Source organism: Nocardia sp. NPDC003999 (genome assembly GCF_053604885.1).
In genome coordinates this window covers 338,580-363,662 of record NZ_JBSGIB010000003.1, presented here as the reverse complement: position 1 = coordinate 363,662, position 25,083 = coordinate 338,580, and the positions used below count along the sequence as shown (strand labels likewise).

The 25,083-nt window shown below is 70.6% G+C and carries 11 protein-coding genes; 2 read left to right on the top strand and 9 right to left on the bottom strand.

Going from position 1 to position 25,083, the window contains the following annotated elements:
- Positions 1-19: 19 nt before the first annotated feature.
- From ACWESM_RS09205 to ACWESM_RS09170, 8 genes are all read right to left on the bottom strand, one after another.
- Complete coding sequence (locus tag ACWESM_RS09205; RefSeq protein WP_355077659.1) at positions 20-1,012, bottom strand: ATP-binding cassette domain-containing protein; 993 nt, start codon at positions 1,010-1,012, stop codon at positions 20-22.
- The gene (locus ACWESM_RS09200; RefSeq protein WP_452491236.1) at positions 1,009-14,646 is read right to left on the bottom strand and encodes an amino acid adenylation domain-containing protein; all 13,638 of its coding nucleotides are present in this window, start codon (positions 14,644-14,646) and stop codon (positions 1,009-1,011) included. The genes ACWESM_RS09205 and ACWESM_RS09200 overlap by 4 nt, the downstream gene beginning before the upstream one ends.
- A 376-nt stretch (positions 14,647-15,022) precedes the next feature.
- Entirely contained in the window at positions 15,023-16,693 is a 1,671-nt protein-coding gene (gene lnt / locus ACWESM_RS09195; protein ID WP_452491448.1) for an apolipoprotein N-acyltransferase, read from the bottom strand.
- 666 nt (positions 16,694-17,359) lie between these two features.
- Positions 17,360-18,958, bottom strand: coding sequence for an amidohydrolase (locus ACWESM_RS09190; protein ID WP_364428179.1), 1,599 nt, complete (start codon positions 18,956-18,958; stop codon positions 17,360-17,362).
- A 40-nt stretch (positions 18,959-18,998) separates the two neighbouring features.
- The gene (locus tag ACWESM_RS09185) at positions 18,999-19,253 is read right to left on the bottom strand and encodes a hypothetical protein (RefSeq protein ID WP_356962121.1); all 255 of its coding nucleotides are present in this window, start codon (positions 19,251-19,253) and stop codon (positions 18,999-19,001) included.
- A 54-nt stretch (positions 19,254-19,307) separates the two neighbouring features.
- Positions 19,308-19,790 carry an FxsA family protein gene (locus tag ACWESM_RS09180; RefSeq protein WP_364428185.1) on the bottom strand — a complete coding sequence of 161 codons (483 nt, stop codon included), beginning with the start codon at positions 19,788-19,790 and terminating at the stop codon, positions 19,308-19,310.
- A 92-nt stretch (positions 19,791-19,882) separates the two neighbouring features.
- Entirely contained in the window at positions 19,883-20,542 is a 660-nt protein-coding gene (locus tag ACWESM_RS09175; protein ID WP_039798341.1) for a response regulator, read from the bottom strand.
- Positions 20,543-20,675: 133 nt separating this feature from the next.
- Positions 20,676-21,848, bottom strand: coding sequence for a sensor histidine kinase (locus ACWESM_RS09170; RefSeq protein WP_364428189.1), 1,173 nt, complete (start codon positions 21,846-21,848; stop codon positions 20,676-20,678).
- Positions 21,849-21,955: 107 nt separating this feature from the next.
- Here ACWESM_RS09170 and ACWESM_RS09165 point away from each other — a divergent pair, with 107 nt between their 5' ends.
- Positions 21,956-22,723 (top strand): TSUP family transporter, encoded by a 768-nt coding sequence (locus tag ACWESM_RS09165; RefSeq protein ID WP_355077647.1) that lies wholly within the window; start codon positions 21,956-21,958, stop codon positions 22,721-22,723.
- Here the strand turns inward: ACWESM_RS09165 and ACWESM_RS09160 are convergent, their stop codons facing one another.
- The gene (locus ACWESM_RS09160) at positions 22,724-23,371 is read right to left on the bottom strand and encodes a TetR/AcrR family transcriptional regulator (RefSeq protein ID WP_452491235.1); all 648 of its coding nucleotides are present in this window, start codon (positions 23,369-23,371) and stop codon (positions 22,724-22,726) included.
- Positions 23,372-23,537: 166 nt separating this feature from the next.
- Between ACWESM_RS09160 and ACWESM_RS09155 the strand changes: the two genes are divergently transcribed.
- A complete protein-coding gene (locus ACWESM_RS09155) occupies positions 23,538-25,067 on the top strand; it encodes a TldD/PmbA family protein (protein ID WP_397278954.1) in 1,530 nt (509 codons plus the stop codon).
- The last annotated feature ends 16 nt before the right edge of the window (positions 25,068-25,083 follow it).

Genomic DNA, 25,083 nt, shown 5'->3' with positions numbered 1-25,083 from the left:
TCCCCAACGATTGCCGTGCTCACGACATGATCTCCTCTTGTACGTCGTCGGTCTCCGGTTCCGTGACGGTCGCTCCGCTCGGTTTGCCGGTGAGGGAAAGGAATACGTCATCGAGGCTCGGCCGGTGCACGTTGGCGTCGACCACGCAGACGCCCGCGTCGTCGAGCCTGCGCAGCGCCTCCACCATCGTGCGCGAACCGTCGCCGACCACCACCGATACCTCGTCGGTGCCCGCCTCGTGGCCGGGCTCGCCGACGCCGACCTGCGCCAGCACGGCCAGCGCGGGCGCGGCGGCCTGTCCGGCGGCCAAGGTGACGGTGAGCCGGTCGCCGCCGATCGAGGTCTTCAGTTCGTCAGCCGAGCCGCGCGCGATGACCTGCCCGTGATCGATGACGGTGATGCGGTCGGCCAGCAGGTCGGCCTCTTCCAGATACTGCGTGGTGAGCAGCACCGTGGTGCCGTCGTCGACCAGGTCGCCGATCACCCCCCACATGTCCAGTCTGCCGCGCGGGTCCAGACCGGTGGTCGGCTCGTCCAGCACCACCACAGTGGGCCGGGCGACCAGCGCGCCCGCGAGGTCCAGCCGCCGGGCCATGCCGCCGGAGTAGGTTCCCGCTCTGCGGTGCGCGGCGTAGTCGAGCCCCAGGGCGCCGAGCAGTTCGGTGGCCCTGGCAGTCGCCTGCCGCGGCGACATCCCGTACAGCCTGGCCACCATGCGCAGGTTCTCGTAACCGGACAGATTGGCGTCGACGGCGGCGTACTGGCCGGATAGGCCGATCCGTTTGCGCGCCGCCGCGGGATCGCGCAGTACGTCGACGCCCGCCACGCGCACCGACCCGGCGGACGGCTTCAGCAGCGTGGTGACGATCCGCACGGTCGTCGTCTTGCCCGCGCCGTTGGGGCCGAGCAGACCCATCACGGTGCCCGTGGGAATCCGTAGGTCGATCTCGTCCAGCACGCGGACCCGGCCGTAGTTCTTCACCAGGCCGGTCACTTCCACCGCGAAACTCACCTGTGCGTCTCCTTCGTCTCCAGCCACCTCCGCAGCACCGGCCCGATCACCGCCAGTGCCTCCGGGGTGGTCATCGCGGAGTGCGCGCAGCGCAGCTCGTGGTCGTGGACGGCGCCGGTGACGTACGGCTCCCAGGCGTCGGCGCGCCGGTCGGGATCGGCCCGGTTGATCGGGTCGTCGCCCGCGCTGAAGAACAGCAGGTCGCCGTCGAACGGGCGGGGCCGGAAGCTGTGTGCGAGCACGGTGCCGTTGTCGTAGCCCGCGTAGAGCCGCTCCAGATGCTCGACGGTCAGCGCCGCGAACGGTCCGGACCGGGCGCGCAGCAGTTCGGCCGCCTCCCGAAGACTCATGCCGGGATCGATCTCCGCGCCGAGTTCGTCGCTGCCGAACTCCCCGACGATCTCGGCGACGCTCGGCGTCGCCTGGTCGAGCAGTTCGTCGGACAGGCGGTAGCTGTCCATCATCGACAGCAGCGCGACTTCGTCGCCCGCCTCTTGCAACTGCACGGCCATCTCCTGTGCGATCAATCCGCCGAGCGACCAGCCGAGCAGGTGGTAGGGCCCCTCGGGCTGGATCTCCTTGATCGCGGCCACGTAGTGGCTCGCGGCCTCGTCGATCGACGCGTAGCCGTCCTGCCCGGCGGCGTGCGGCGCCTGCAACCCGTACACCGGCCGGTCCCCCGGCAGATGCGCGAGCAATCCCGAGTAGCACCAAGCCAGACCGATCGCCGGATGCACACAGAACAGCGGCGCCCGGCTCGCCGCGGTACCCGGCCGGATCGGCAGCACCGGCGCCAGCATCGCCGCCACCGCGGCGCCCGAGGTCGCGCCCGCGTCGTCCAGCCGCGCCGCGATGGCGGCGGGCGTCGCGTCGCCGAACATCAACTGCACCGGCAGGTCGATGCCCGTCTCCCGCACGCGCGCGACGACTTTCGTGGCCAGCAGCGAGTTGCCGCCGAGTTCGAAGAAACCGTCGTCCGCGCCCACCGACTCCACACCGAGCACCTCGGCGAAAGCCGCGCACAGCGCCTCCTCCGTCGGGGTGGACGGGGCCCGATAGCCCTCACCCGTGGTGAACACCGGTTCCGGCAGCTTCGCCCGATCCAGCTTGCCCACGGGGCTCAGCGGAACCTCGTCGAGCAGCATGATCGATTGCGGCACCATGTAATTCGGTACCAGTCCGGCCACATGCCCGGTCAGCTCGGCCGCGGTGAGCGACACTCCGTCGCGCGCCTTCACGTACGACACCAGCGCTGTCGCGCCTGCCGGGGTGCGATGCCCGATGGTGGTGGAGAACGCCACCCCGCCGTGACGCGCGAGCGCGGCGTCGATCTCGCCGAGTTCGATACGGAAGCCGCGGATCTTGACCTGATGGTCGGTACGGCCGACGTACTGGATCTCCGGCGCGGCGTCCGCCGACGACCCGTGCTCGCGCGACCCGGCCCACCAGCGCACCAGGTCGCCGGTGCGGTACATCCGCTCCCCCGGCTTGCCGAACGGGTTGGCGACGAACCGCTGCGCGGTCAGACCAGGACGGTTCAGGTAACCGCGGGCCAGCGCGTCTCCGGACAGGTGCAGCTCGCCGGTCACCCCCAGCGGAGCCGGATGCAGCCGCGCGTCCAGGACCGCCGCGTTGACGCCGCGAATGGGTCCGCCGATGGTGATCGGCTCGCCGGGCGTCATCGGCTGGGACATCACCGTGACGATGGTGGTCTCGGTCGGGCCGTAGACGTTGTACAGATTGCGGCCCGGCGCCCACTGGGTCACCAGGTCCGGCGGCAGCGCCTCACCGCCGACCAGCACGTGCTGCAACTCCGCGAGGCCATGCGGGTCGACCGTGCCGAGCGCCGAGGTGGTGATGAACGCGTGGGTGATTCCCTCCGCGGCGAAGACCTGCCGCAGTTCGTCGCCGCCGACCACGCCGCTGGGCGTGATCACCAGGGTCGCCGCGCCACCGAGGGACAGCAGCAGATCGAGCATCGCGGCGTCGAAGCTCGGCGTGGCGAAATGCAGCACCCGGCACCCCGGCTGGACGTCGAACCGGTGGGCGGTCTCGGCGGCGAAGTTCGACAATCCACCGTGCGTGACCATCACGCCCTTCGGCGTACCGGTGGAGCCGGACGTGTAGATCACGTACGCGGGATTGTCGATTCGCAGCGGGGCGAGGCGCTCCGCGTCGGCGATCGGCGCGTCCGGCGCGGCGAGCACCAGGCGGCGGAACGCCGGGTCGTCGAGCACGATCCACTCCGCGCCCTCGGGCAGCTCGCCGCGGTAGCCCGCCAGCGTGATGCCCAGTGACGCACCGGAATCCGACAACATGTGCGCGATGCGCTGCCGCGGGTACAGCGGGTCGACCGGCACGAACGCCGCTCCGGCCTTGGCCACCGCGAGCACCGTCGCCACCGACTCGATCGACCGCGGGATGCCGAGGGCCACCAGCGTTTCCGGTCCGACGCCACGGGCGATGAGTACGCGCGCCAGCCGGTTGGTCCAGCGATCCAGGGCGTCGTAGGTCACCTCGGTGCCGTCGGCCACCAGGGCGATGCCGGCCCGGTCGACGCTCGCCGCCAGCTCGAACACTTCGGGGAAGGTGATCGGCCGGTCCGGTTTGGCCCCGCGCACCGGAGCCAGCCCCGACCACTCGGCGGGATCGAGCACCTCCAGATCGCCCACAGCGGTGGTCGGGTTCGCGGCGATCGCGGCCAGCAAGCGGGCCAGGCGCTTGCCCAGCCGCTGCGCGGTCGGCTCGTCGAACAGGTCACTCGCGTAGTTCACCGCCACCGTGATGCCGGCCGGATCACGTTGCGGGGTCTGCGTTTCGGTCAGGGTGAATTGGAGATCGAACTTTGCTATCCCGGTGTCGATGTCGGCCGCCTCGATGCGCAGCCCCGGCAGGTCCAAGCCGCCGACCGGCTCGTTGCGGACCGAGAGCATCACCTGGAACATCGGATGGTGCGCCTGGGACCTGGCCGGGTTGAGCACCTCCACCAGACGTTCGAACGGCAGGTCCGCGTGGGCGAAGGCGTCCAGGTCGGTTTCGCGCACGGCGTGCAGCAGGTCGGTGAACCGGGCGCCCGGGTCGATCCGCGTGCGCAGCACCAGCGTGTTGACGAACATGCCGACCAGCCGGTCCAGCGCGGGATGACCGCGACCCGCGATCGGGGTGCCGACGGTGATGTCGTCGGTGGCGGTCATCCGGTGCAGCAGCACCGCGAGCGCGGCGTGCAGGACCATGAAGAGGCTGACGTTGTTGCTACCGGCGATCATCTGCAACTCGCGGTGCGTGACCGGGTCCACCGCGCACTCCACGGTGCCGCCCCGATAGGACGGGGCGGGCGGACGCGGCCGGTCGGCGGGCACGGTCAGCAACTCCGGGATGCCGTCCAGGGTGTGCCGCCAGTACTCCAGCTGCCTGGTCACCGCCGAGTCCGGGTCGTCCTCGCTGCCGAGCACCTCCTGCTGCCACAGGGTGTAGTCGGCGTATTGGACCTCGGGCTCCGCCCACTCCGCCGCGCCGCCACCGCAGGCGGCGCGGTAGGCGACGGCGACGTCGGCGGCCATCGGTTCGAGCGACCAGCCGTCCATCGCGATGTGATGCACCACGACGACGAGCACGTGCTCCGCGGGCTCGCCGGTCTGCACCGAGATCAACGCCGCGCGGATCGGAACGGTGGTGGCCAGATCGAATCCCGGTGCGGCGAAACGACGCACGGCGGTCTCGACCTCGTCCGGGCGCACCGTCATCCGCGACAGCGAGATGGCCGCCTCGGCCGGGTCGAGCACGACCTGCGCGGGTGCGCCGTCGGTCTCCGGGAACACCGTGCGCAGGGTTTCGTGTCTGGCTTGCACCGCGTGCAGTGCGGAGACCAGCGCGCCGACATCGAGGGCACCGGTCATCCGAAGGACGAGCGGGACGTTGTAGGCGCCCGACGACTGCCCGGCGCCCGACCCGGCGTTGAACCGGTTGAGGAACCACAGCCGCCGCTGAGCGGCCGACAGCGGGATGCGCTCGGGGCGCTCCCGGCGCACCAGCGCCGGGCGGTCCGCATCGGACGCCGCGCCCGTGTCCAGCAGCTCGGCGAGCCCGGCGACCGTCGGCGTGGCGAACACGGTGCGCACGGCGAGCCGTACGTTCGTCGCCGCGGCCAGCCGCGCGACGAGCTGGGTCGCCAGCAAGGAGTTGCCGCCGATGTCGAAGAAGCTGTCCTCGGCACGCACGCCGTCGGCCCCGATCAACTCACCCATCACCGCGGCCACCAAGCGCTCCGTGTCGGTCCGCGGCGCACGGCCGGGCGAATCCCCGAGCAACTGCGGTTCGGGCAGTGCGCTGACGTCCAGCTTGCCGACCGGAGTCAGCGGAATGGCGTCCAGCACGGTGAGCCCGGAGGGCACCATGTGCGTGGGCAGCCTGCCCGCGACGAAGGCGCGCACCTCCTCGGTGTCCACCCCGGCCGCCCGGTCGGCGGGCTGTACGAACGCGACGATCCGGTCGGCGCCGGCGATGCGGCGCACCTCGGTGTGCGCGAACCGCACCGACGGGTGTTCGCCGAGCACGGTGGTGATCTCGCCGAGTTCGACCCGGAACCCGCGCAGCTTCACCTGGTGGTCGCTGCGCCCGAGGTAGACCAGCTCGCCGGCGGCGTTCCAGCGCACCACGTCACCGGTCCGGTACATCCTGGCGCCCGCGGGCCCGCACGGGTCGGCCACGAAACGCGTTGCGGTGAGCCCGAACCGGTCGAAGTACCCGCGCGCGAGGCCGTGCCCCGCGAGGTACAGCTCGCCGGGAACACCGACCGGCACCGGGCGCAGTCGCTCATCGAGCACCAACGCCCTGGCTCCGCGCACCAGGCTGCCGATCGTGATCGGATCGCCGAAGCGGATCGGGCGGGAGATCGTGATGACCACGGTGGTCTCGGTCGGTCCGTACACATCACACAGCACACGTCCCGGCGCCCAGCGCGCCACCAGATCCGGCGCAACCGCCTCGCCGCCGACCATGAGCGCACGCAGGTGCGGCAGCGGCCAGCGTTCGTGGTCGATGGTGGCGAGCGCGGCCGGGGTCATGAAGCCGTGGGAGACGCGCTCGCGCTCCAGCAGCGCGGCCAGCTCGTCACCGCCGTAGATGTCGGCCGGGCAGATCACCATCGCCGCGCCCGCGCCCAGCGCGATGAGCAGATCCAGGATCGCCGCGTCGAAACTCGGCGTCGCGAAGTGCAGTGTGCGGGAATGCTCGTCGACGCCGATGCGGTCGCGGATCTCGTCGGCCAGGTTGGACAGACCGCCGTGGGTCACCGCGACACCCTTGGGCGTTCCGGTCGATCCGGAGGTGTAGACCAGGTAGGCCAGGTCCGCCACCTGGTTGGCGCGCGAGCGTTCGTGGTCGTGGATCGGCGCGTCGTCGTGGCCGTCGAGTTCCGCGGCGAATTCGGGACGATCCAGTAACAACCACTCGATCTCCCGCCCGGCCGGGGCGCCCGCGCGCAGCTGCTCCGCGTGCACGGTGATCGTGACGCCGGTCGCGCAACCGGAGTCGGCGAGCATGTGCCGGATGCGCTCGGCGGGGTACTTGGGGTCGACCGGGACGAACGTCGCGCCTGCCTTCGTCGCCGCCAGCAGCGCCACCACCGAATCGATCGAGCGGATGAGCCCCAGCGCCACCCGCGTTCCCGGGCCGAGTCCGCGCGCGATGAGTGCCCGCGCCAAGCGGTTGGAGCGCCGGTCGAGCTCGGCATAGGTCAGTGAGGTCGTCCCCGCGCACAGCGCCGTGTTGTGCGGGAACCGCTGCGCGGTGGCGGTGAAGTACGCGGCCAGCGTGCACGGCTCGGCCGCCTGCCCGCCCCGCGCCGGGGCGAGTGTGCGGCGCTCGTGGTCGGTACGCGCGTCGACGTCGCGGATCGGCACGCGCGGGTCGGTGGTGACGGCGGAGAGCACGCGCAGGAATCGGTCCGCCAACGTCTCGATCGTCGTCGCGTCGAAAAGTTCTGCGGCGTAGACGAACTCGTAGACGCTGTCGGTCTCGTCCGCGGCGGATCCCGGTGCGCCGGTGTCGTTCGCGACCCGCAGCTCCAAGTCGAACTTCGCCAGCGCGATGTCCAACGGCTCCGCGCGCAACGCGAGGCCGGGCAGTTCCAACGCGGGCACCGGACCGTCCTGCACACTCAGCGCCACCTGGAACAGCGGATGACGGCCCGTGGCGCGGGCATCGGCGCCGAGTTCGTCCACGATGCGCTCGAACGGGATGTCGGCGTGCGCCAGCGCGGCCAGCTCGGTATCCCGGTCGGCGCGCAGCAGATCGGTGAAGCTGCGGTCCGGGTCGACGTCGGAGCGCAGCACCAACGTGTTCACGAACATGCCGACAAGTTCGTCGAGCTTGGTGTCGGTACGCCCCGCCACCGGGGTGCCGATCACGATGTCCCGACCGCCGGTGACACAGCGCAACAGCACCGCGAACGCCGAACGCAGCACCATGAACTTGCTGACACCTCGATCGCGAGCCAGCTCGGCGAGCCCGCGCCGCACCTGCTCCGGCACCGTGAAACGCACCGTTCCCGCCTGCTGCGTCGGCTCCTCCGGCCGCGGCCGGTCATAAGGCAGCGGCAACTGGTCGGGAATGTCGGCCAGCGCGGTGCGCCAGTACTCCAGTTGGGTCGCCGCGACGCTGTCCGGATCGCCTTCCGAGCCGAGGCAGGCACGCTGCCAGAGCCCGAAGTCGGCGTACTGCACCGGAAGCGGCGTCCACGACGGCGCCGCACCCTCGTGCCGCGCCGCGTAGGCGGCGGCCAAGTCCTTGGTCAGCGGACCGAGCGACCAGCCGTCGGCGGCGATATGGTGCAGCACGACGCCGAGCAGGTAACGCTCCGGGGAGGTGCGCAACAGCGACAGACGCAGCGGCGGCTGCCTGGTGAGATCGAAACCGCTGTGCGCCAGAGCTTCCAGCGCGGCCTTCGCGCCGGAGTCATCGATGTCGGTGACCACCACCTCGGGCACCGCCCGCTCGACCGGCAGCACCACCTGCTGCGCGCCGTCGGCGTCCTCGGGGAAGACGGTGCGCAGCACTTCGTGCCGCCCCACCACGTCGGCGATCGCTTCGCGTAGCGCGGGCACGTCCAGATCGCCGGCCACGCGGATCACGAAAGCGATGTTGTACGCACTCGATTCGGGCGCGAATCGGTTGATGAACCACAAACGCTGCTGCGGCAGCGACAATGGAATGCGTCCCGGACGTGGCGTCTGCACCGCCAGCGCCTGCCGCTGCGTCCGGGGCGCTCGGTCCAGTTGCTCGGCGACTCCCGCGACCGTCGGCGCCTCGAAGATCGACCGCACCGGCAGCTCCACACCGAACTCCGCGTGCAGCGCGGCGGCGAGCCGGGTGGCCAGCAGCGAGTTGCCGCCGAGATCGAAGAAGCTGTCCTCGGCTCCGGTCACCGGGCGACCGAGCACCCCGCCGAACACGCCCGCCACGCCCAACTCCAGTGCGGTGCTCGGCGGACGGGACGTCGCCGCGGCCTCGAACACGGGCTGCGGCAACGCCTTTCGGTTCAGCTTGCCCGCGGGCGTCACCGGGATCTCGTCCAGCACCGCCACCGACGCGGGCACCATGTAGCCGGGCAGCCGCTGCCGCGCGGTCTCCAGCACGGCCCGCGCCTCGACCGGCCGATCGGCCGTCACATACGACGCCAGCCGTACCTGGCCCTGCTCGTCGGTGTGCACCACGGTGAGCGCGAACCGGATGCCGGGATGCAGGCGCAGCACGTTGTCGATCTCGCGCAGTTCGATACGGAAGCCGCGGATCTTGATCTGATCGTCGGCGCGCCCGAGGAACCGCAGCTGTCCGGACCGCTCCATGACGACCAAGTCGCCGGTGCGGTACATCCGCTCCCCACGCCTGCCGTGCGGGTTGGGCACGAATCGCTGCGCGGTCAGGCCGAAACGGCCGTGGTAGCCGCGGGCGACGCCGGGACCCGACACGTACAGCTCGCCCGGCGTGCCCGGCGGCACCGGATGCAGGCGACTGTCCAGCACGAACAGACGCATGCCACGCACCGGCGCACCGAGCGGCACGGGCCGGCCCGGCCGCATGGGCCCGCTAGCGGTCGCCGCGACGGTGGCCTCCGACGGACCGTACATGTTGTGCATGCGATGCCCGGCGGTCCAGGTCTCGACGAGCTCCTCCGAGCAGGCGTCACCGCCGACGATGACCGTCTCCAGCTCGTCGAGCCCCTCGCTCGGCACGGTGGCCAGCGCGGCCGGTGTGACGAAGGCGTGGGTGACCCGCTCCTCGCGCAGCAGCGCGGCCAGCTCGGCGCCGCCGTACATGCCCGGCGGGGCGATCACCATTGTCGCGCCCGCGGCGAAGCCGAGCAGCAGCTCCAGCACCGAGGCGTCGAAGCTGGGCGAGGAGAAGTGCAGCGTGCGCGCCGCGTCCGAGATGCCGAACAGGTAGTTCTGCTCGCCGGCGAGGGAGGCGATACCGGCGTGGGTCACGACGACCGCCTTCGGCGTGCCGGTGGACCCGGAGGTGTAGATGAGATAGGCCGGGTGGCTCACCCGCATCGGGTGGTGCCGTTCGTCGTCGGTGATCGGATCCGCCGAGTGGCCCGCCAGCTCGGCGGTCAGTTCACCCGAGCCGAGGACCAGCCAGTCGACCTGGGTCTTGCGGTGCCTGCCCCGCGTCGCGGGCAGGGCGGGCATGGCGTCGAGGCATTCGGGGTCGGTGATGCCGAGCGTCGCCCCGGAGTCACCGATCATGTGCGCGATCCGCTCGCCCGGGTAGCTGGGATCGATCGGCACATAGGCCGCACCGGTTTTGGCGACGGACCACACCGCGGTGATCGCGTCGAGCCCGCGCGGCAGCGCGATCGCGACGACCGTCTCGGGACCGGCCCCGTGCTCGATGAGCACGCGCGCCAGCGTGTTCGATCGCTCGTCGAGTTCGCGGTAGGTGGTGTCGGCGCCGAGATAACGAACCGCCACCGCGTCCGGCAGCCTGCGCGCGGTGCCGGACAGCAAGGTGGCCAGCGTGATCGACGGCTCGGCGGGCGCGCCCCCGATGGGCACCAGATTCTCGGACTCCCTGCGGTCGAGGATCGGCAGGTCGCCGACCGGCAGCTCGGGAGCGGCCACGCCGCCCGCCAGCACGGCGATGAACCTGCGGGCGAACGACTGCACAGTGGAGTGGTCGAAAACGTCCGTCGTATAGCCGAATTCGGCCGACAGCGGTCCGTCGCCGGAGTCGTCGTGGACGACCAACTGCAAGTCGAACTTGGCGACGTCCGAGGCGATCGGCAGCACCGCGGCGCGGACCCCGGGCAGCTCGATCCGCAGATCCGGCGCGTGGTCGTAGGACAGCATCACCTGGAACAACGGATGCCGCGACGGAGAACGCTCCGGGTTGACCACCTCGACCAGCCGCTCGAACGGTACGTCGGCGTTGGCGAAGGCGTTGAGGTCGGTCTCGCGCACCACGTCGAGCATCCGGTCGAACCCGGCCGCCGGGTCGACCGCGGTGCGCAGGACGAGGGTGTTGACGAACATGCCGACCAGGTCGTCGAGCGCCGGATCGGAACGACCCGCGATCGGGGTGCCGATCGCGATGTCACCGCTCGCGCACAGCCGCGACAGCAGGGTCGCCAGCGCCGCGTGCAGCACCATGAACATGCTCACGCCCCGGCCGGCCGCGAGTTCGACCGCCGCGCGGCGGATCTCGGCCGGAATGGTGAACTCGACCCGGCCGCCCACGGTCGACCTGCGCAGTGGGCGCGGGCGGTCCAGCGGCAGATCGAGTTGCTCGGGGAGCCCGGCCAGCGCCGTGCGCCAGTGCGTGAGCTGACGGCTGAGCGCGCTGGCCGGATCGGACTCGTCGCCGAGCAGCTCGCGCTGCCAGAGGGCGAAGTCGGCGTACTGCACCGGCAACTGCGTCCACTGCGGTTCCACGCCGTTCGCGCGCGCGGCCACCGCCGTCATCAGGTCCTTGGCCAGCGGTGCGATGGACCAACCGTCACCGCAGATGTGATGCAGCACGACGAGGAAGACGTGGCGCTGCGGGCCGGTGCGGTAGAGCGCCACCCGGATCGGGGCTTGGCTGCGCAGATCGAAGCCGTACCCGGCATACTCGGTCGCCAGGTCCGCCACGTCGGCCGCTGTGACATCGATCGGGTCGAGCGTCAGCGGGATCGCCACGGCCGAGTGGATCAGTTGGTAGGGCCCCTCCGGCGACTCCGGGAAGGTGGTGCGCAGGCTCTCGTGCCGTTCGATGACGTCCACCAGGCCCGCACGCAACGCGGCCACGTCCAGTGGGCCTTCCACCTCCACCGCGAGCGGCATGTTGTACGCGGCGGCGTGTTCGGAGAACCGGTTCAGGATCCACAGCCGCTGCTGCGCCTGCGACAGCGGGATCCGCTCCGGTCGTTCGGCGGGCGTCAGCCGCGGCGAGGCGACGTCGGTGGTCTGCATGGCGAATCGCCGGGTGAGCGCCTCGATCGTCGCCGACTCGAACAGGTCACGGATGGTCAGCGCGGTGCCGAGGGCGGCGTTGATCCTGGATACCGCCCGCGCGGCGATGAGCGAGTTGCCGCCGAGATCGAAGAAGTTGTCCTCGATGCCGACCTCGGTGTCGAGCACCTCGGCGAAGATGCCCGCGAGCACCCGCTCGACCTCGGTGCGGGGTTCGGCGATCGGCCGGATCGACCGCGTGCCCGGCGTGGGCACGGGCAGCGCCTTCCGATCGATCTTTCCGTTGGCGCTCAGCGGCAGCTCGTCGAGTTCCATCAGCGCGGACGGCACCATGTAGCTGGGCAGCGTGCGCCGCAGCGCGGTCAACAGCGCGGCCGTGTCCAGCGGGGCATCGTCGTCGTCCTGCTTCGCCGCGACCACGTAGGCGACCAACTCGTCGCCCGCGCGTCCGGTGTGCGCCACGCATACCGCGCGAGCCACCTTCGCGTCCTCGAGCAGTGCGGCCTCGACCTCACCGAGCTCGATGCGCAGGCCACGGATCTTGACCTGGAAGTCGCTGCGGCCCAGGTATTCCAGCACGCGCGGCTCGGCACCGGAGCGGCCGATCTGCCAGCGTGCCAGGTCACCGGTGCGGTACATCCGCGCGCCGGGAGTGAAGGGGTCGGCGACGAATCGGTCGGCGGTCAGCCGCGGCTGTCTCAGGTAGCCGCGGGCCAGCTGGACTCCGGCGAGATACAGTTCGCCGACCACGCCGGGCGGAACGGGCTGCAAGCGGTCGTCCAGCACGTAGGTCTGGGTGTTCCACACCGGCGAGCCGATCGGCACGGCGGCGGCATCGGGTGGGCACGCCCAGTAGGTGACGTCCACGGCGGCCTCGGTCGGACCGTAGAGGTTGTGCAGTTCGGCGGCGGGCAGCGCCGCGTAGAACTCCCGCACGGCGGCGGCGGGCAGCGCCTCACCACTGCAGAACACCCGGTGCAGGCAGGCGCAACCGCGTAGATCCGCCTCGGTGACGAACACCGATAGCATGGACGGCACGAAATGCGCTGTGGTGATGCCTTTTTCGGCGATGACCCGGGCGAGGTACGTCGGGTCGCGGTGCCCGTCGGGGGCGGCGATCACCAAGCGCGCGCCGACCTGCAAGGGCCAGAAGAACTCCCACACCGAGACGTCGAAGGTGGCCGGGGTCTTCTGCAGCACCGCGTCGTCGCGGCCGAGCGGATACTCGTGCTGCATCCAGCGCAGCCGGTTGACGATGGCGGCATGGGTCACCCCGACGCCTTTGGGCTTTCCGGTCGATCCGGAGGTGAAGATGACGTAGGCGAGGTGGTCGGGGCGCAGCGCGCCCGTGCGGTCGGCGTCGCTGACCGGCGCGTCGTCGAATCCGGAGAGCCGCGCGGTGTCGATGTCCAGCCGGGTGACCGTCGCGGGCAGCTCCACGTCGTCCCGGCTGGCGGTGAGCACGCACAACGGCTCGGCCTGACGCACGATCTGCGCGATCCGCTCGGCCGGGTGCTCGGTGTCCAGCGGCAGGTACGCCGCGCCCGCTTTCACGATCGCGTACATGCCGACCACCAGGTCGAGGCTGCGGCGCAGGCACAGGGCGACCGTCGTATCGGGCCCGGCGCCGCGCGCGATCAAAAGCCTGGCCAGGCGGTTGGCGCGGCCGTCGAGTTCGGCGTAGGTCAGCGACTCGTCGCCGAACTCGAGTGCGATGGCGTCCGGATCGGACCCGACGCGTTCGGCGAAGAGGCTCGCGAGGGTGCCCTCCTGCCGGGGCGCGGCGGTGGCGTTCCACTCGTGCAGGACCTGCTCGCGCTCGGCGTGGGTGATCGCGCCGAGCGACTCGGCGGGCACCGTGGGATCGGCGGCCAGGAAACGGCCGAGGAAGTCCAGATAGCGTGCGTGGTGCACGCCGACTTCGGCCTCGCCGTAGAGGCGGGGATTGGCTTCGAAGTCGATGTGCAGGCGGCCACCCGCGCCGTTGTAGACGTTGACCGAGAGGTCTTCCACCGGGCCGGTGGCCAGCACGTGCATGGAGCCGAGCAGACTGCCGAAACGCAGCTCGTCGTGGAACAGCATCAGATTGACCATCGGGCCGAAGAATCCGCGCGCGTCGCGGGAGTAGCCGCTGTCGCGCCGAATGTCGTCGTGCCGGTAGCGCTGATGCCGCAAGGCGCCGGTGATCTGCAGCTCGGCCGCCTTCACCAGGTCGCCGATCGTGGTCGCCTCGTCGAAACGCAGCCGGATCGGCACGACGTTGGAGATCACGCCCGCCGAGCGGCGCAGCGACACCGTGGTGCGCGCCGAGACCGGCAGGCTCAGCACCACGTCCGCGTTGCCCGTCACCGAACGCACGTAGGTGGCCAACGCCGCGACGAACACCGCCGAGTCGGTGGTGTTCCACGCGCTGGTCGCCGCGTCGATCGCGGCATGCTGCTCGTCGTCGAGCACGGCGGTGGCCAGCCTGCGGCCCGCGTCGTGGGTGGCGGCGCCGAGCCGGGCGCCCCCGAGGCTCACCGGCTCGCCCACGCCCGACAGCTGCCCGGCCCAGTACTCGCGGTCACTCTGGAAACGGCTGGAATCGTGGTAGCGCGCCTCGTCGGCGTAGATCTCGGCCAGCGGCGTCGCCCGCGACGCGACCGGCTCGGTCCGGCTCTCCAGCGCGGTGTAGATCTCCGCGGTACGGGTGAGCGCGTTCATCGCACCGTAGCCGTCGATGACGATGTGGTGGGCGAACGAGTACCAGATGTAATGGGAGTCCCCGATCCGCAGAACCGCGTTGGAGGTCAGCGGATCGCGTTCCAGATCGATCGGCGAGCTCGTGTGTTCGTGCATCCAGCGCAGCGCCGCGGCGCGCGGGTCGGCCTCGCCGCGCAGATCGAAACGGCGCCAGCCGGGCCGTGTCACCGGGTCGACGATCTGATACGGAGTGCCATCTATTTCCAACAGGCGCACTTGACCCACCTGGGTCTCGGCGCCGAAACGCTCGATCGCGTACAGCAGCCGCCCCTCGTCCAAGTCGCCGTGGATCTCGACGTACTGAGAGATCGTGAGCGGTACGTCGGGGCGAATCCGCTGCGCGTACCAGAGAGCTGTCTGCGCGGGTGACAGAGCAAACGGTTGGGCCGAGAATTCGCCGGATGAACATTGGTCGACGCGATCCGTGGCCAATGAACTCATCAATCACTCCGTTCTGCCGCTGTTGACGCAACTCCCCGAGCACCGCCCCAGCAAGCGCACGCGCGCCAGCCGTAGGACGTAATCCACGCCCTATGATTCGGAGCGTCGCATCAGCCGGATTGCCGACGTTTTGGATTTGTTTCACATCCAACGTCCTTGGCAGAAGGCCACTTTGGTTGGTTACATTTCCGCAAACATTGCGACTCAACTAGGTCGAACCGAAGCAAAACGGGCCCTGACCAGACTGTTCGATGCTACTCCGCAGATCGCTTCAGTTGTCTGGCGAACGGCGCGCAACTTTACTACGCACCTTCGTTTTCGGGGCGGTAGGGGCGAGAACAAACCGAGTGTTCGGTAAAAGCTGGTTCGACAGGATCTATCGGTCGTCGACGGCTCGACGACCGGTTCGCTCGTCCACGCGGGTAACAGATCGCCGCCGGAGGGCCGCGGCCAGCGCGGCGGCAGCCGTCAGGATAACGAAAACTCGCTCCGGCGCGGGCCCGATTCGTGTTGCGAGAGTGGTGTCGTTGCGCAACGGAAGCGCGGAGACCAGAGCCGCGGGCACGAACAACGCCGATTCCTGCCGCACACTGCCGTCGGCGGCGATGATGGCGCTGACACCCGACGTGGCCGCGACGACCAGCGCTCTGCCGTGTTCGACGGCGCGAACGCGGGACATGGCCAGCTGCTGATAGGTCATCTCGCTGTCGCCGAAGGTCGCGTTGTTCGTCGGCACGGTGAGCAGTTGGGCGCCCGCGCGCATCGCGTCCTCGAACGAGCGATCGAAAGCGACCTCGTAGCACGTCGCCACGCCGATGTCTATACCCGCCGCGTGCACAACTCCGTCACCATTTCCCGGTACGAAATACCCCGCCCGATCGGCGTATTCGGAGAAATGCCGGAAGAAACTCCGCATCGGCAGATACTCGCCGAAAGGCTGGATGATCTTCTTGTCGTGCCGGTCTCCCGGACCCGCCGCGCCGTTCCACACCATCACCGAGTTGGTCGTCGTCCGGTCCGGGTTGATCAGCACGGCGCCGACCAGAATGGGTGCGCCGATGCGCTCGGAGGCGGCGGTGATCAGGGCGGCGGCGTCGGCGTTGCGCAAAGGATCGATGTCGGAGGAGTTCTCCGGCCAGATCACCACATCCGGGCGCGGCGCGCGGCCCGCCGCCACCTCGTCGGCCAGTTCTTCGGTGCGCCGGACGTGATTGTCCAGCACGGCCCGCCGCTGTTCGTTGAAGTCCAGTCCGAGGCGGGGCACGCTGCCCTGGATCGCCGCGACCGTGACCGTTCGGTCGCCCGCGTCCGGATCTGGCAGAGCCGACCGGAGCAGCAGACCGCTGAGCGGCATGATAAAGACGGCGAAAGCCACAGCGGCGTATCCCAGTCGGGTCGCCGGGACGGGTCCGCTCACGGCGGTCGACTCGGGCGCACCGTTCTCGGAGACCATGGTTTCGCGCCCGTCATCCGTGGTACGCACCGACCACAACACGGAGCCCAACGCGGCCAGCCCGGTTCCGGTGAGCGCGACGGCGAACCCGACCAGCGGGGCGCCGCCGATCGCCGCCAGTGACAGGAACCAGCCGTCGGCCTGACCGAAGGCCAAACGGCCCCAGGGAAAACCACCGAACGGGAAGCTGGACCTGCCCCACTCCGCCGCGGCCCAGGCCAGTGCCACCCACAGCGGCCAGCCGGGCAACGCGCCGACCAACCGCCCGAGCACGCCGAAGACGCCGAGGTAGACCGCGCAGGCGGTGGACAGCGCCAGCCACGGCAGCGGTCCGACGTAGATGCCGGTCCACGGCAGCAGCGGGACGAAAAACGCCAGCCCGGCCAGAAATCCGTAGCCGAAGCCCGCCCGCAGCCGGCCGTCGCCGCGTACGGTGAGCGTGAGCACCGCCACGCCCAAAGGGGCGAGAAACCACCACGGCCTGGGCGGGAAGCTGCCGAACAGCAACAAGCCCGCGACGACCGCCGCCACCGACCGCGTCGCCACCGGATGATTGCGCGCCACCGCGGACGCCTGCCGCACCGACGCGAGCATTCGCTCTCGCACCATCACTCGGCCACCGTCCGCCATCGCGCAGGCCCTCGCCAGTCGGCGGTCGACAACCGAGCCGTCCAGCGGTCCGAGTCCGTCCTACGCCGCTCGACAAACCTCGACCCAGCAATGGACGTGATGTTTATCACACGGAATATCAAGTCCGCCATGCTTCGAGTGCGCGCACGCGACTCGCCCAACCGATCGACTCGCCCGGGGGTGTATTCACACCACACGGCCGACCGACCGGGAGCGAGGGCCGGAAAACGGCGGATACGCGAGTCATCGGGTATCCATATTTTCATCGCCGGGCCCCACTGAATCGTTAGCCGCCGCGCACGCGATATCGGTTCTCCGCTCACGCTCCGTCGAACAGACCGGAGCGTTCCAGCCGGTGCGTACGAAATCGCGAGCCGCCACGCTCGGTTATGCGGCTGGCTCACGCACCGATCCGCGGTGGCGCCGCGGTACACTGGAGAGCGTCCGGCAAACGGAGAAGATGGAGTACTGGCACGCAGTGCCACATCGGACCGCCGTGGACGAACAGAGTGCACTCGGCAAGGGGTGTTGTACGCCCGGCCCGAGCCGAGCCGCTCACGAGCCGCCCCGCGCACCCGAACGCCGGGCACGAGACGGCCGGGAGCCGTCGCGGACTCCACCATCGCGCGCTCACTTCGCATAGATAGTCACTCCCCGGTGCACGGTGCGCAGGCACGTGGGCAGCGGCGCGCCCGGCTCCAGCGCGGGCAACCCAGGGACGCGCGACCGCGGGTCGGTGGACCAGCGCTGCACCGAGTCGGCAGCCGCGCTGACGACCAGTTCGCCGGCATCCCAGATCGCATAGGAGGCGGGCGCCCCGGGGACCAGTGTGCCCGCCACCCCGTCGCGAACTCCGCCCGCGCGCCACGCGCCGCGCGTTGCCGCGGCGAAGGCGGCCCGCGGGGACAGGGCGTGGCCGGGCGTGCGGTGCCCGGCGGCGGCACGCACCGCCGCCCACGGATCGAGCGCGGTGACCGGGGCGTCGGAACCGATCGCCAGGGCCACGCCCGCGGAGGCCATGGCGGCGAACGGGTTCAGCGCCGCGGCGCGCTCCGCGCCGAGCCGCGCCGCGTACATGCCGTCGGTTCCGCCCCACGCGGCGTCGAATCCCGGCTGCACACTGGCGATCACGCCCCAGCGGGCCAGGCGGGAGATGTGCTCGGCATCGACGAGCTCGGCGTGTTCGACGCGATGCCCCAGCGCCGCTACGGCGGGACCGCCGAGTTCGGCGACCACCCGTTCGACACCGGCGACCACGGCATCCATTGCGGCGTCGCCGATCACGTGGAATCCGGCCTGGATGCCCGCGACGGTGCAGGCGCGGACGTGATTCGCGATCGCCTCGACATCGAGATAGCTTCGGCCGCAGCCGGATTCGTCGGAGTAGGGTGCGCGCAGCCACGCGGTGCGCGATCCGAAGGAGCCGTCGACGAACAGGTCGCCGCCGAGTGCGTGCACGCCGAGTTCGCCGATCAGGGCGCGAGCCTGCTCGGCGCTGCGCACCGCCTCGCCCCAGTAGGCCCGCACCTGGACGCCGTGCTCGAATTCGAGCAGTTCGCGGACGTCGTCACGGCCCGCGATCTCCGGCCCCGCGCATTCGTGGACCGCGACGACACCGCGCGCGGCGGCATGGTCCAGCGCTGCGGCGCGCGCTCGATCCCGTTGTGCCCGAGTCAATCCAGCGAGCGCGGCGGCGCGCACCAAGTGGTGGGCGGCGGCACGCACGGGCTCGCCTCGGGTGAATCCGTCGGTCGCCGCCAGCCCGGGCAGCGCGTTCAGCAGCGCCGAGGACGCCACCGCGGAGTGCGCGTCCACGCGCGAGAGATAGACCTGCCTGCCCGCACCCGCCGCCGCGTCGATCTCCTCGACGGTGGGCGGCCGTCCCTCCGGCCAGGTGGTCTCGTCCCAGCCGTCACCCAGTACCGCGCCGTCGGGGTGCGCCTCGGCGAACTCCCGCAGCAGCCGCAGGCAGTGTTCGAGCGACCGGGCGGCCGACAGGTCGAGCCCGGTCAGCTTCAGGCCCAGCGCGGTGACGTGCACATGCGGATCGACGAACGCGGGCGCGACGAAGGCGCCGTGGAGGTCGACGATCTCGGCATCCGGATGCAGCGCCCGTCCGGGTTGCTCGGCGCCCAGCCAGACGACGGTTCCGTCGCTCACCGCCATCGCCGTGGCGTCGGGTGAACTGGCACTGTAGAAACGGCCGCCGATCAGCAACTGGGTACTCACGAGGCACCAGTCTGCCCCATGCCCGATTCGGCGGTTTCGGTCAGGCGTTCAGCACGGAGTGGCGGTCCAGATCCTCCGGTTGCGCGAGCACCGCCATCACCTCCGCGTATTCCGGCGGCGTACCGCCGGTTCTCCCGGCCGCCGCGGGCAGGCAGCCCGCCTCCACGGCGATCAGCTCCAGCCGCAGCGCCGCGGCCGTGAATCCGGAAATCGACTGTCCCGCAGCGGCGGCCGCCCGTTTCACCGCGGCGGCCAGCTCTTCGCTCACCGTCACGGTGAGTTGCTCGGTGGTCATCGCGTCACGATAGCCCTTCGCGGCGCGACACGGAACCGGGTGCGGCGAGTTCACTCAGGCCGAGGGGATCGCGCGGCGCGCGTTGCCCTGACCGTCGTCGTACCACTGCCCCACGACGACGCCGTCCACCACGTCACCACCGTCGACGACGACCCCACGGTAAGGCCCGGTCGCGACCAGCTTGCCGAAGCGCCGTGCGGCGAAGGCCGCCAGCACTGGACGCGCCGGCAACCGCGTGGGCGGCAGCAGCAGGAGCAGACCGAACAGCGAGGTGACCAGGCCGGGTACGAACATCAGCACACCGCCCGCCGCGACCAGGGCGCCGTCCGCCACGGCGGTCCCTGGCGCCACTTCCCCGCGCGCGGCCCGGCGGAACTGCTCGAACACCCGCCGCCCCTGCGAACCGACCAGCAGCATGCCCGCTCCCGATCCGGCGATCAGCAGCAGAATGGTCGGCAACGCGCCGATCAGCTGACCGACCGTGACCAGCGCGGCGATTTCCACGACGACGTACAGCACGAACAACAAGGCGGGCATGGCGATCCTTTCGGACGATCTACCCCGGTCAACGTCTCGCGCCCAGTTTTTTCTCCCTGATTCGCCTGATAGGTCGCTGAGAGCCCGCGCCGTCATCCGCCCGGCCGCACCAGCCCGGTCTCGTAGGCGAGCACGACTGCCTGAACCCGATCGCGCAGACCGAGTTTGGTCAGCACCCGGCCCACGTGTGTCTTGACCGTGGCCTCCGAGAGGTACAACTGCTCGGCGATCTCCGCGTTGGAGCGGCCTGCCGCGATCTGCTCGAGCACCTCACGTTCGCGGGCGGTGAGCACATCGAGCACGCCCGGGTCGCGGGTGCGCGCCGGGTTCTCCGCGATGAGCCGGTCCAGCAGACGTTTGGTGACCTTCGGCGACACCACGGCGTCACCGGCGGCGACGCTGCGGATGGCCGAGACGAGATCCTCCGGCGGGGTGTCCTTCAACAGGAATCCGCTCGCCCCCGCCCGCAGCGCGCCGAGCGCGTGCTCGTCGAGATCGAAGGTCGTCATGACGAGCACCCGGCTGCCGTGCCCGGCCTCCACGATGCGGGTCGTGGCGACGACCCCGTCCACCACGGGCATCCGCACGTCCATCAGCACCACGTCGGGACGCAGTTCCGCCGCCGTGGTGACCGCGGCCGCGCCGTTGGCCGCCTCGCCGATCACTTCGATGTCCGGGTGCGCGCCGAGCACCATCTTCAATCCCATCCGCATGAGTTCCTGGTCATCGACGACGAGCACGGTGATCGGCACGTTCCCCAATGTAACGTGGCCGCTTCGCCGCGCCGGGCGGCAGCTGCGGCGCCGGTCTCGCCTACCGGTCGACATGGGCCGAATTCCACTGCTGCTCATTACTTTTCACGCAACGAGCGGCCGGGCGGCTCGTTCAGTCCGCCGGGTCGGAACGCAGCGGGATGCTGGCGTGCACCCGCCAGGCTCCGTCCGCGTGGCGGCCCGCGTCCAGGCTGCCGCCGAGCACGGCGACGCGTTCACGCATCCCCACCAAGCCGAGACCGCTGCCCTGGATGCGCGCGCCCGGTTCCGTCGGCGACGCCCCACCGGTGTCCGTGACGTCGATCAGCACGTCGGCATCGGTGCGGCGCACCCGCACCCACGCCTTCGGATGCGGACCGGCATGCCGCAGCGTGTTGGTCAGCGATTCCTGCACGATGCGGTGCACGCCGAGACTGACCTCCGGCGCGATGTCGTCGAGTTCGCCGGTCAATTCCAGCTCGACGGCCAGGCCGGTGCCGCGCATCATCTCCACGACCTTGGCGATGCCCGCGGTGCCGTGCTGGGGCAACTGGTCGGGCGCGTGCTCCGTGCGCAGCAGGGCCACGGTTCTGCGCAGTTCGCGCAGCGCCTCTCGGCCGGTGCTCGCGATGGTGGCGAGCGCCTGCTCGGCCGCGTCCGGGTCGCGGCGCAGCGCGTACTTCGCCCCGTCGGCCTGCACGATGATCACACTCACCGCGTGGGCGACCACGTCGTGCAGTTCCCGCGCGATGCGGGTGCGTTCGGCCGCGACGGCGTCGTGCGCGCGACGTTCCTTGTCGTAGTCGGCGACCGCGAGCCGGGCCGCCACCTCGGCGTCGTAGGCGTGCCGCGCGCCGATGAACTCCGCGAGCGTCCAGCACAAGGCGTAGAACATGGCGGTGAACACGCTGTCGGACCCGGACGGCTTGCCGATCGCGACGATCGAGAGCACGAGATCCACCACCAGGCCGAGCCCGTACCACAGTCCGTCCCGCCTGCCGACGTAAGCGACCAGCGTGTACAGCATGATGCCGTGGGACAGCTGTGCGATGTGGTCCGCGTCGTCCTGGACCAGGAAGCCGACCAGCGTCTCGGTCAGCGACAACGCCAAAGTAGCCGCCGCCATGGCCCGGGGATACACCCGCCGCAGGGCGAGCGGCAGCGGAAGCAGCACCCCGATGGCCAGGTAGGCGAGCTTGTTGTGCGCGTTCCCCACCCCGATGATCTCGAGCAGCACGAAGATCGCCGCCAGCGCCGAGTCGGCCACGACGGGCTTGCCCCGGAGCCACAGACTGAAACGACGCACCGGATCAGAGTAGGTGGCCTCGGCACGCGGGCGACCCGGCCCAGCCGACGACTGCCCGTCCCCGGCACCGGGCAGGGTCCGGATCCGCGGTCTGGTTGTCTGACCGGGTGGAGATCGGAGACTGGGCGGTTTTGTTGACCGCGGCGACGGCGGCGGGCTGGGTGGACGCGGTGGTGGGGGGCGGCGGGCTGATCGTGCTGCCGACGTTGTTCGTGGTGGCCCCATGGATCGCGCCGCAGACCGCGCTGGGCACCAACAAGCTCGCCGCGGTCGCCGGGACCAGCGCCTCGGTGCTGACCTTCGCTCGCAAGGTGCCGATGCGCTGGCGGGTGCTGCTGCCCGCGGCGGTGATCGCCGCGGGGGCGGCGGCACTGGGCGCGGCCGCGGTCTCGCTGATCGACCGGGAACTGTTCATTCCGATCGTCATGGTGGTGCTGGTCGGTGTCGCGGTCGTGGTCACGCTGCGTCCGTCGATCGGCGTCACCCTGGCCACGCATCCACCCACCAGGCGGAAGGTCGTCCTCACGGTGGCGTTGGCGGCCGGGTTGATCGGCTTCTATGACGGCTTGCTCGGGCCCGGCACCGGGACGTTCTTGATCATCACCTTCGCGACCCTGCTCGGGACCGAGTTCGTGCGGGCCGCCGCGATGGCGAAGGTGATCAACTGCGGCTCCAACCTCGGCGCTCTGCTCTTCTTCGGGGCGACCGGGCACATTCTCTTGGCACTCGGCGCGGGGATGGCCGTCGCGAATGTCCTCGGTGCCGTGGTCGGCGCGCGCATGGCGCTGCGGAAGGGCGCCGAGTTCGTCCGCGTCGTGCTGCTGGTGGTGGTGATCGGGATGGTGATCCGCTTGGGCTGGCAGCAGTTCGGCTGATCAGCCCACCGGTTGGGGGTGCTGGGTGGCCAGCCACGGTTGCAGCACCCGCGAGGTGGTCTCGTGGATCTCCCGCTGCAGGCGCTCGCCGTCCTCGGCTCCCGCCACCGGTCGCTGGAACAGCACCGTCAACGCACCCGACACCGCACCGACGACCGCGCCGACCAACGCGGCGGCGCCGACCTCGTCGAGCTCGGCGGGGAACGCCTTGTGCAACTGCCTGGCGATCTCGCGTTGAGTGACCAGCTGGGCGTGCGCGGCGCGGCCGCTCACCGCGGGCACCGTCCGCGACACCTGGGCGCGCAGCGCCCCGATCCGGGCATGGAGGTCGTCGACGAGGTGCTCGCCGGGGTTGTCACCCGCCGCGCGCAGCCCGCGCAGCACGACCTCCACCGGCCGTTCGCCCGGACGTCTGCTGGCGATGGCCGCCACCGCGGCGCGCACCCGCTCGTCGGATTCCGGGAAGAGCAGCTCTTCCTTGCTCGCGAAATAGTTGAAGAACGTGCGTGTGCCGACGTCCGCCGCCGCGGCGATGTCGGCCACCGTGGTCTCCTCGTAGCCGCTCGTCTCGAACAGCTCGGCTGCGGCTTCCAGAATGGCTCGGCGGGTACGTTCGCGTTTACGGTCACGGAGGGCGGATGGCGGCACGCGGGCACAGTACGGCATCCGGCGAGCAACACGCGGTAAAGCCCGAGTGTCGCGCGCGCCGTTCACCCAGCGCCACTACGCATCGCGCGCGAATCGGCACCCGATGCGCTGTCGCACGGCGTGTGATCACCGCGCACGCGCGGCGAGACCGACTAGGTTGGTGCGGGTGAGCATCGCGACTTCCAGAGACGTGGACGCCGAGTTCCTCGGCCTGCCACTGGCCGCGCTCGCCGACGCCGCACTGGCCGCGGCCACGGCGGCCGGTGCCGAGCACGCCGACCTGCGGGTGCACCGCCTGGTGACCCAATCGATCCGGTTGCGCGACGGGCGCGTGGAGGCCGTCACCGACAGCACCGAACTCGGCTTCGCCGTGCGGGTGATCGTGGACGGCACATGGGGTTTCGCGTCGCACGCCGCGCTCACGCCCGGTACCGCCGCCGAAGTGGCGCGCACCGCCGTCACGGTCGCGACCACGCTGCGGGCACTCAACCGCGAACGCGTCGAGCTGGCCGACGAGCCGCGTTACGCCGACGCGCGCTGGGTGTCGGCCTACGATGTCGACCCGTTCGCCGTCCCGACCGGCGAGAAGGTCGCGCTGCTGCAGGACTATTCGGAGCGCCTGTCGCACGCCGACGGAGTGGATCACGTCACCGCGAGCGTGTTGCAGGTCAAGGAGCAGACCTTCTACGCCGACACCGCGGGCTCCTCGATCGTCCAGCAACGGGTGCGGCTGCACCCGAGCCTCGAAGCGATCACCGTGGACGCGTCGGCAGGTGTGTTCGAGACCATGCGCACGCTCGCCGCACCGGTCGGCCGCGGATGGGAGTACGTCACCGGGGCCGACGGCATGTGGGACTGGGACGGCGAACTGGCCCGGATTCCGGAGTGGCTGGCCGAGAAGGTGAAGGCGCCCAGCGTGCAGGCCGGGCCGACCGACCTCGTCATCGATCCGACCAACCTGTGGCTGACCATCCACGAATCCATCGGCCACGCCACCGAGTACGACCGCGCCATCGGCTACGAGTCCGCTTACGCGGGAACCTCGTTCGCCACTCCGGACCAGCTCGGGTCACTGCGCTACGGCACGCCGATCATGCACGTGACCGGTGACCGCACCGAGTCGCACGGGCTGGCCACGGTCGGCTACGACGACGAGGGCGTCGCCGGGCAGCGCTGGGATCTGGTCCGCGACGGCATCCTGGTCGGCTATCAACTGGACCGGGTGTTCGCGCCGCGCCTCGGCCTGGAGCGGTCCAACGGCTGCTCGTACGCGGATTCGGCGCATCACGTGCCGATCCAGCGCATGGCCAACGTGTCACTGCAACCGGATCCCGACCGCGATACCAGCACCGAGGAACTCATCTCCCGGGTGGACGACGGCCTCTACATCGTCGGCGACCGGTCCTGGTCGATCGACATGCAGCGCTACAACTTCCAGTTCACCGGCCAGCGGTTCTTCCGCATCCGCGGCGGCAAGCTCGACGGCCAGGTGCGCGATGTCGCCTACCAGGCCACCACCACCGACTTCTGGGGCGCGATGGAAGCGGTCGGCGGGCCGTCGACCTGGCAGCTCGGTGGCGCGTTCAACTGCGGGAAAGCGCAGCCGGGCCAGGTCGCCGCGGTCAGCCACGGCTGCCCGTCGGTCCTGGTGCGCGGCGTCAACATTCTCAACACCCGGACGGAGGCAGGCCAGTGAGCGACGATCTGTTCCC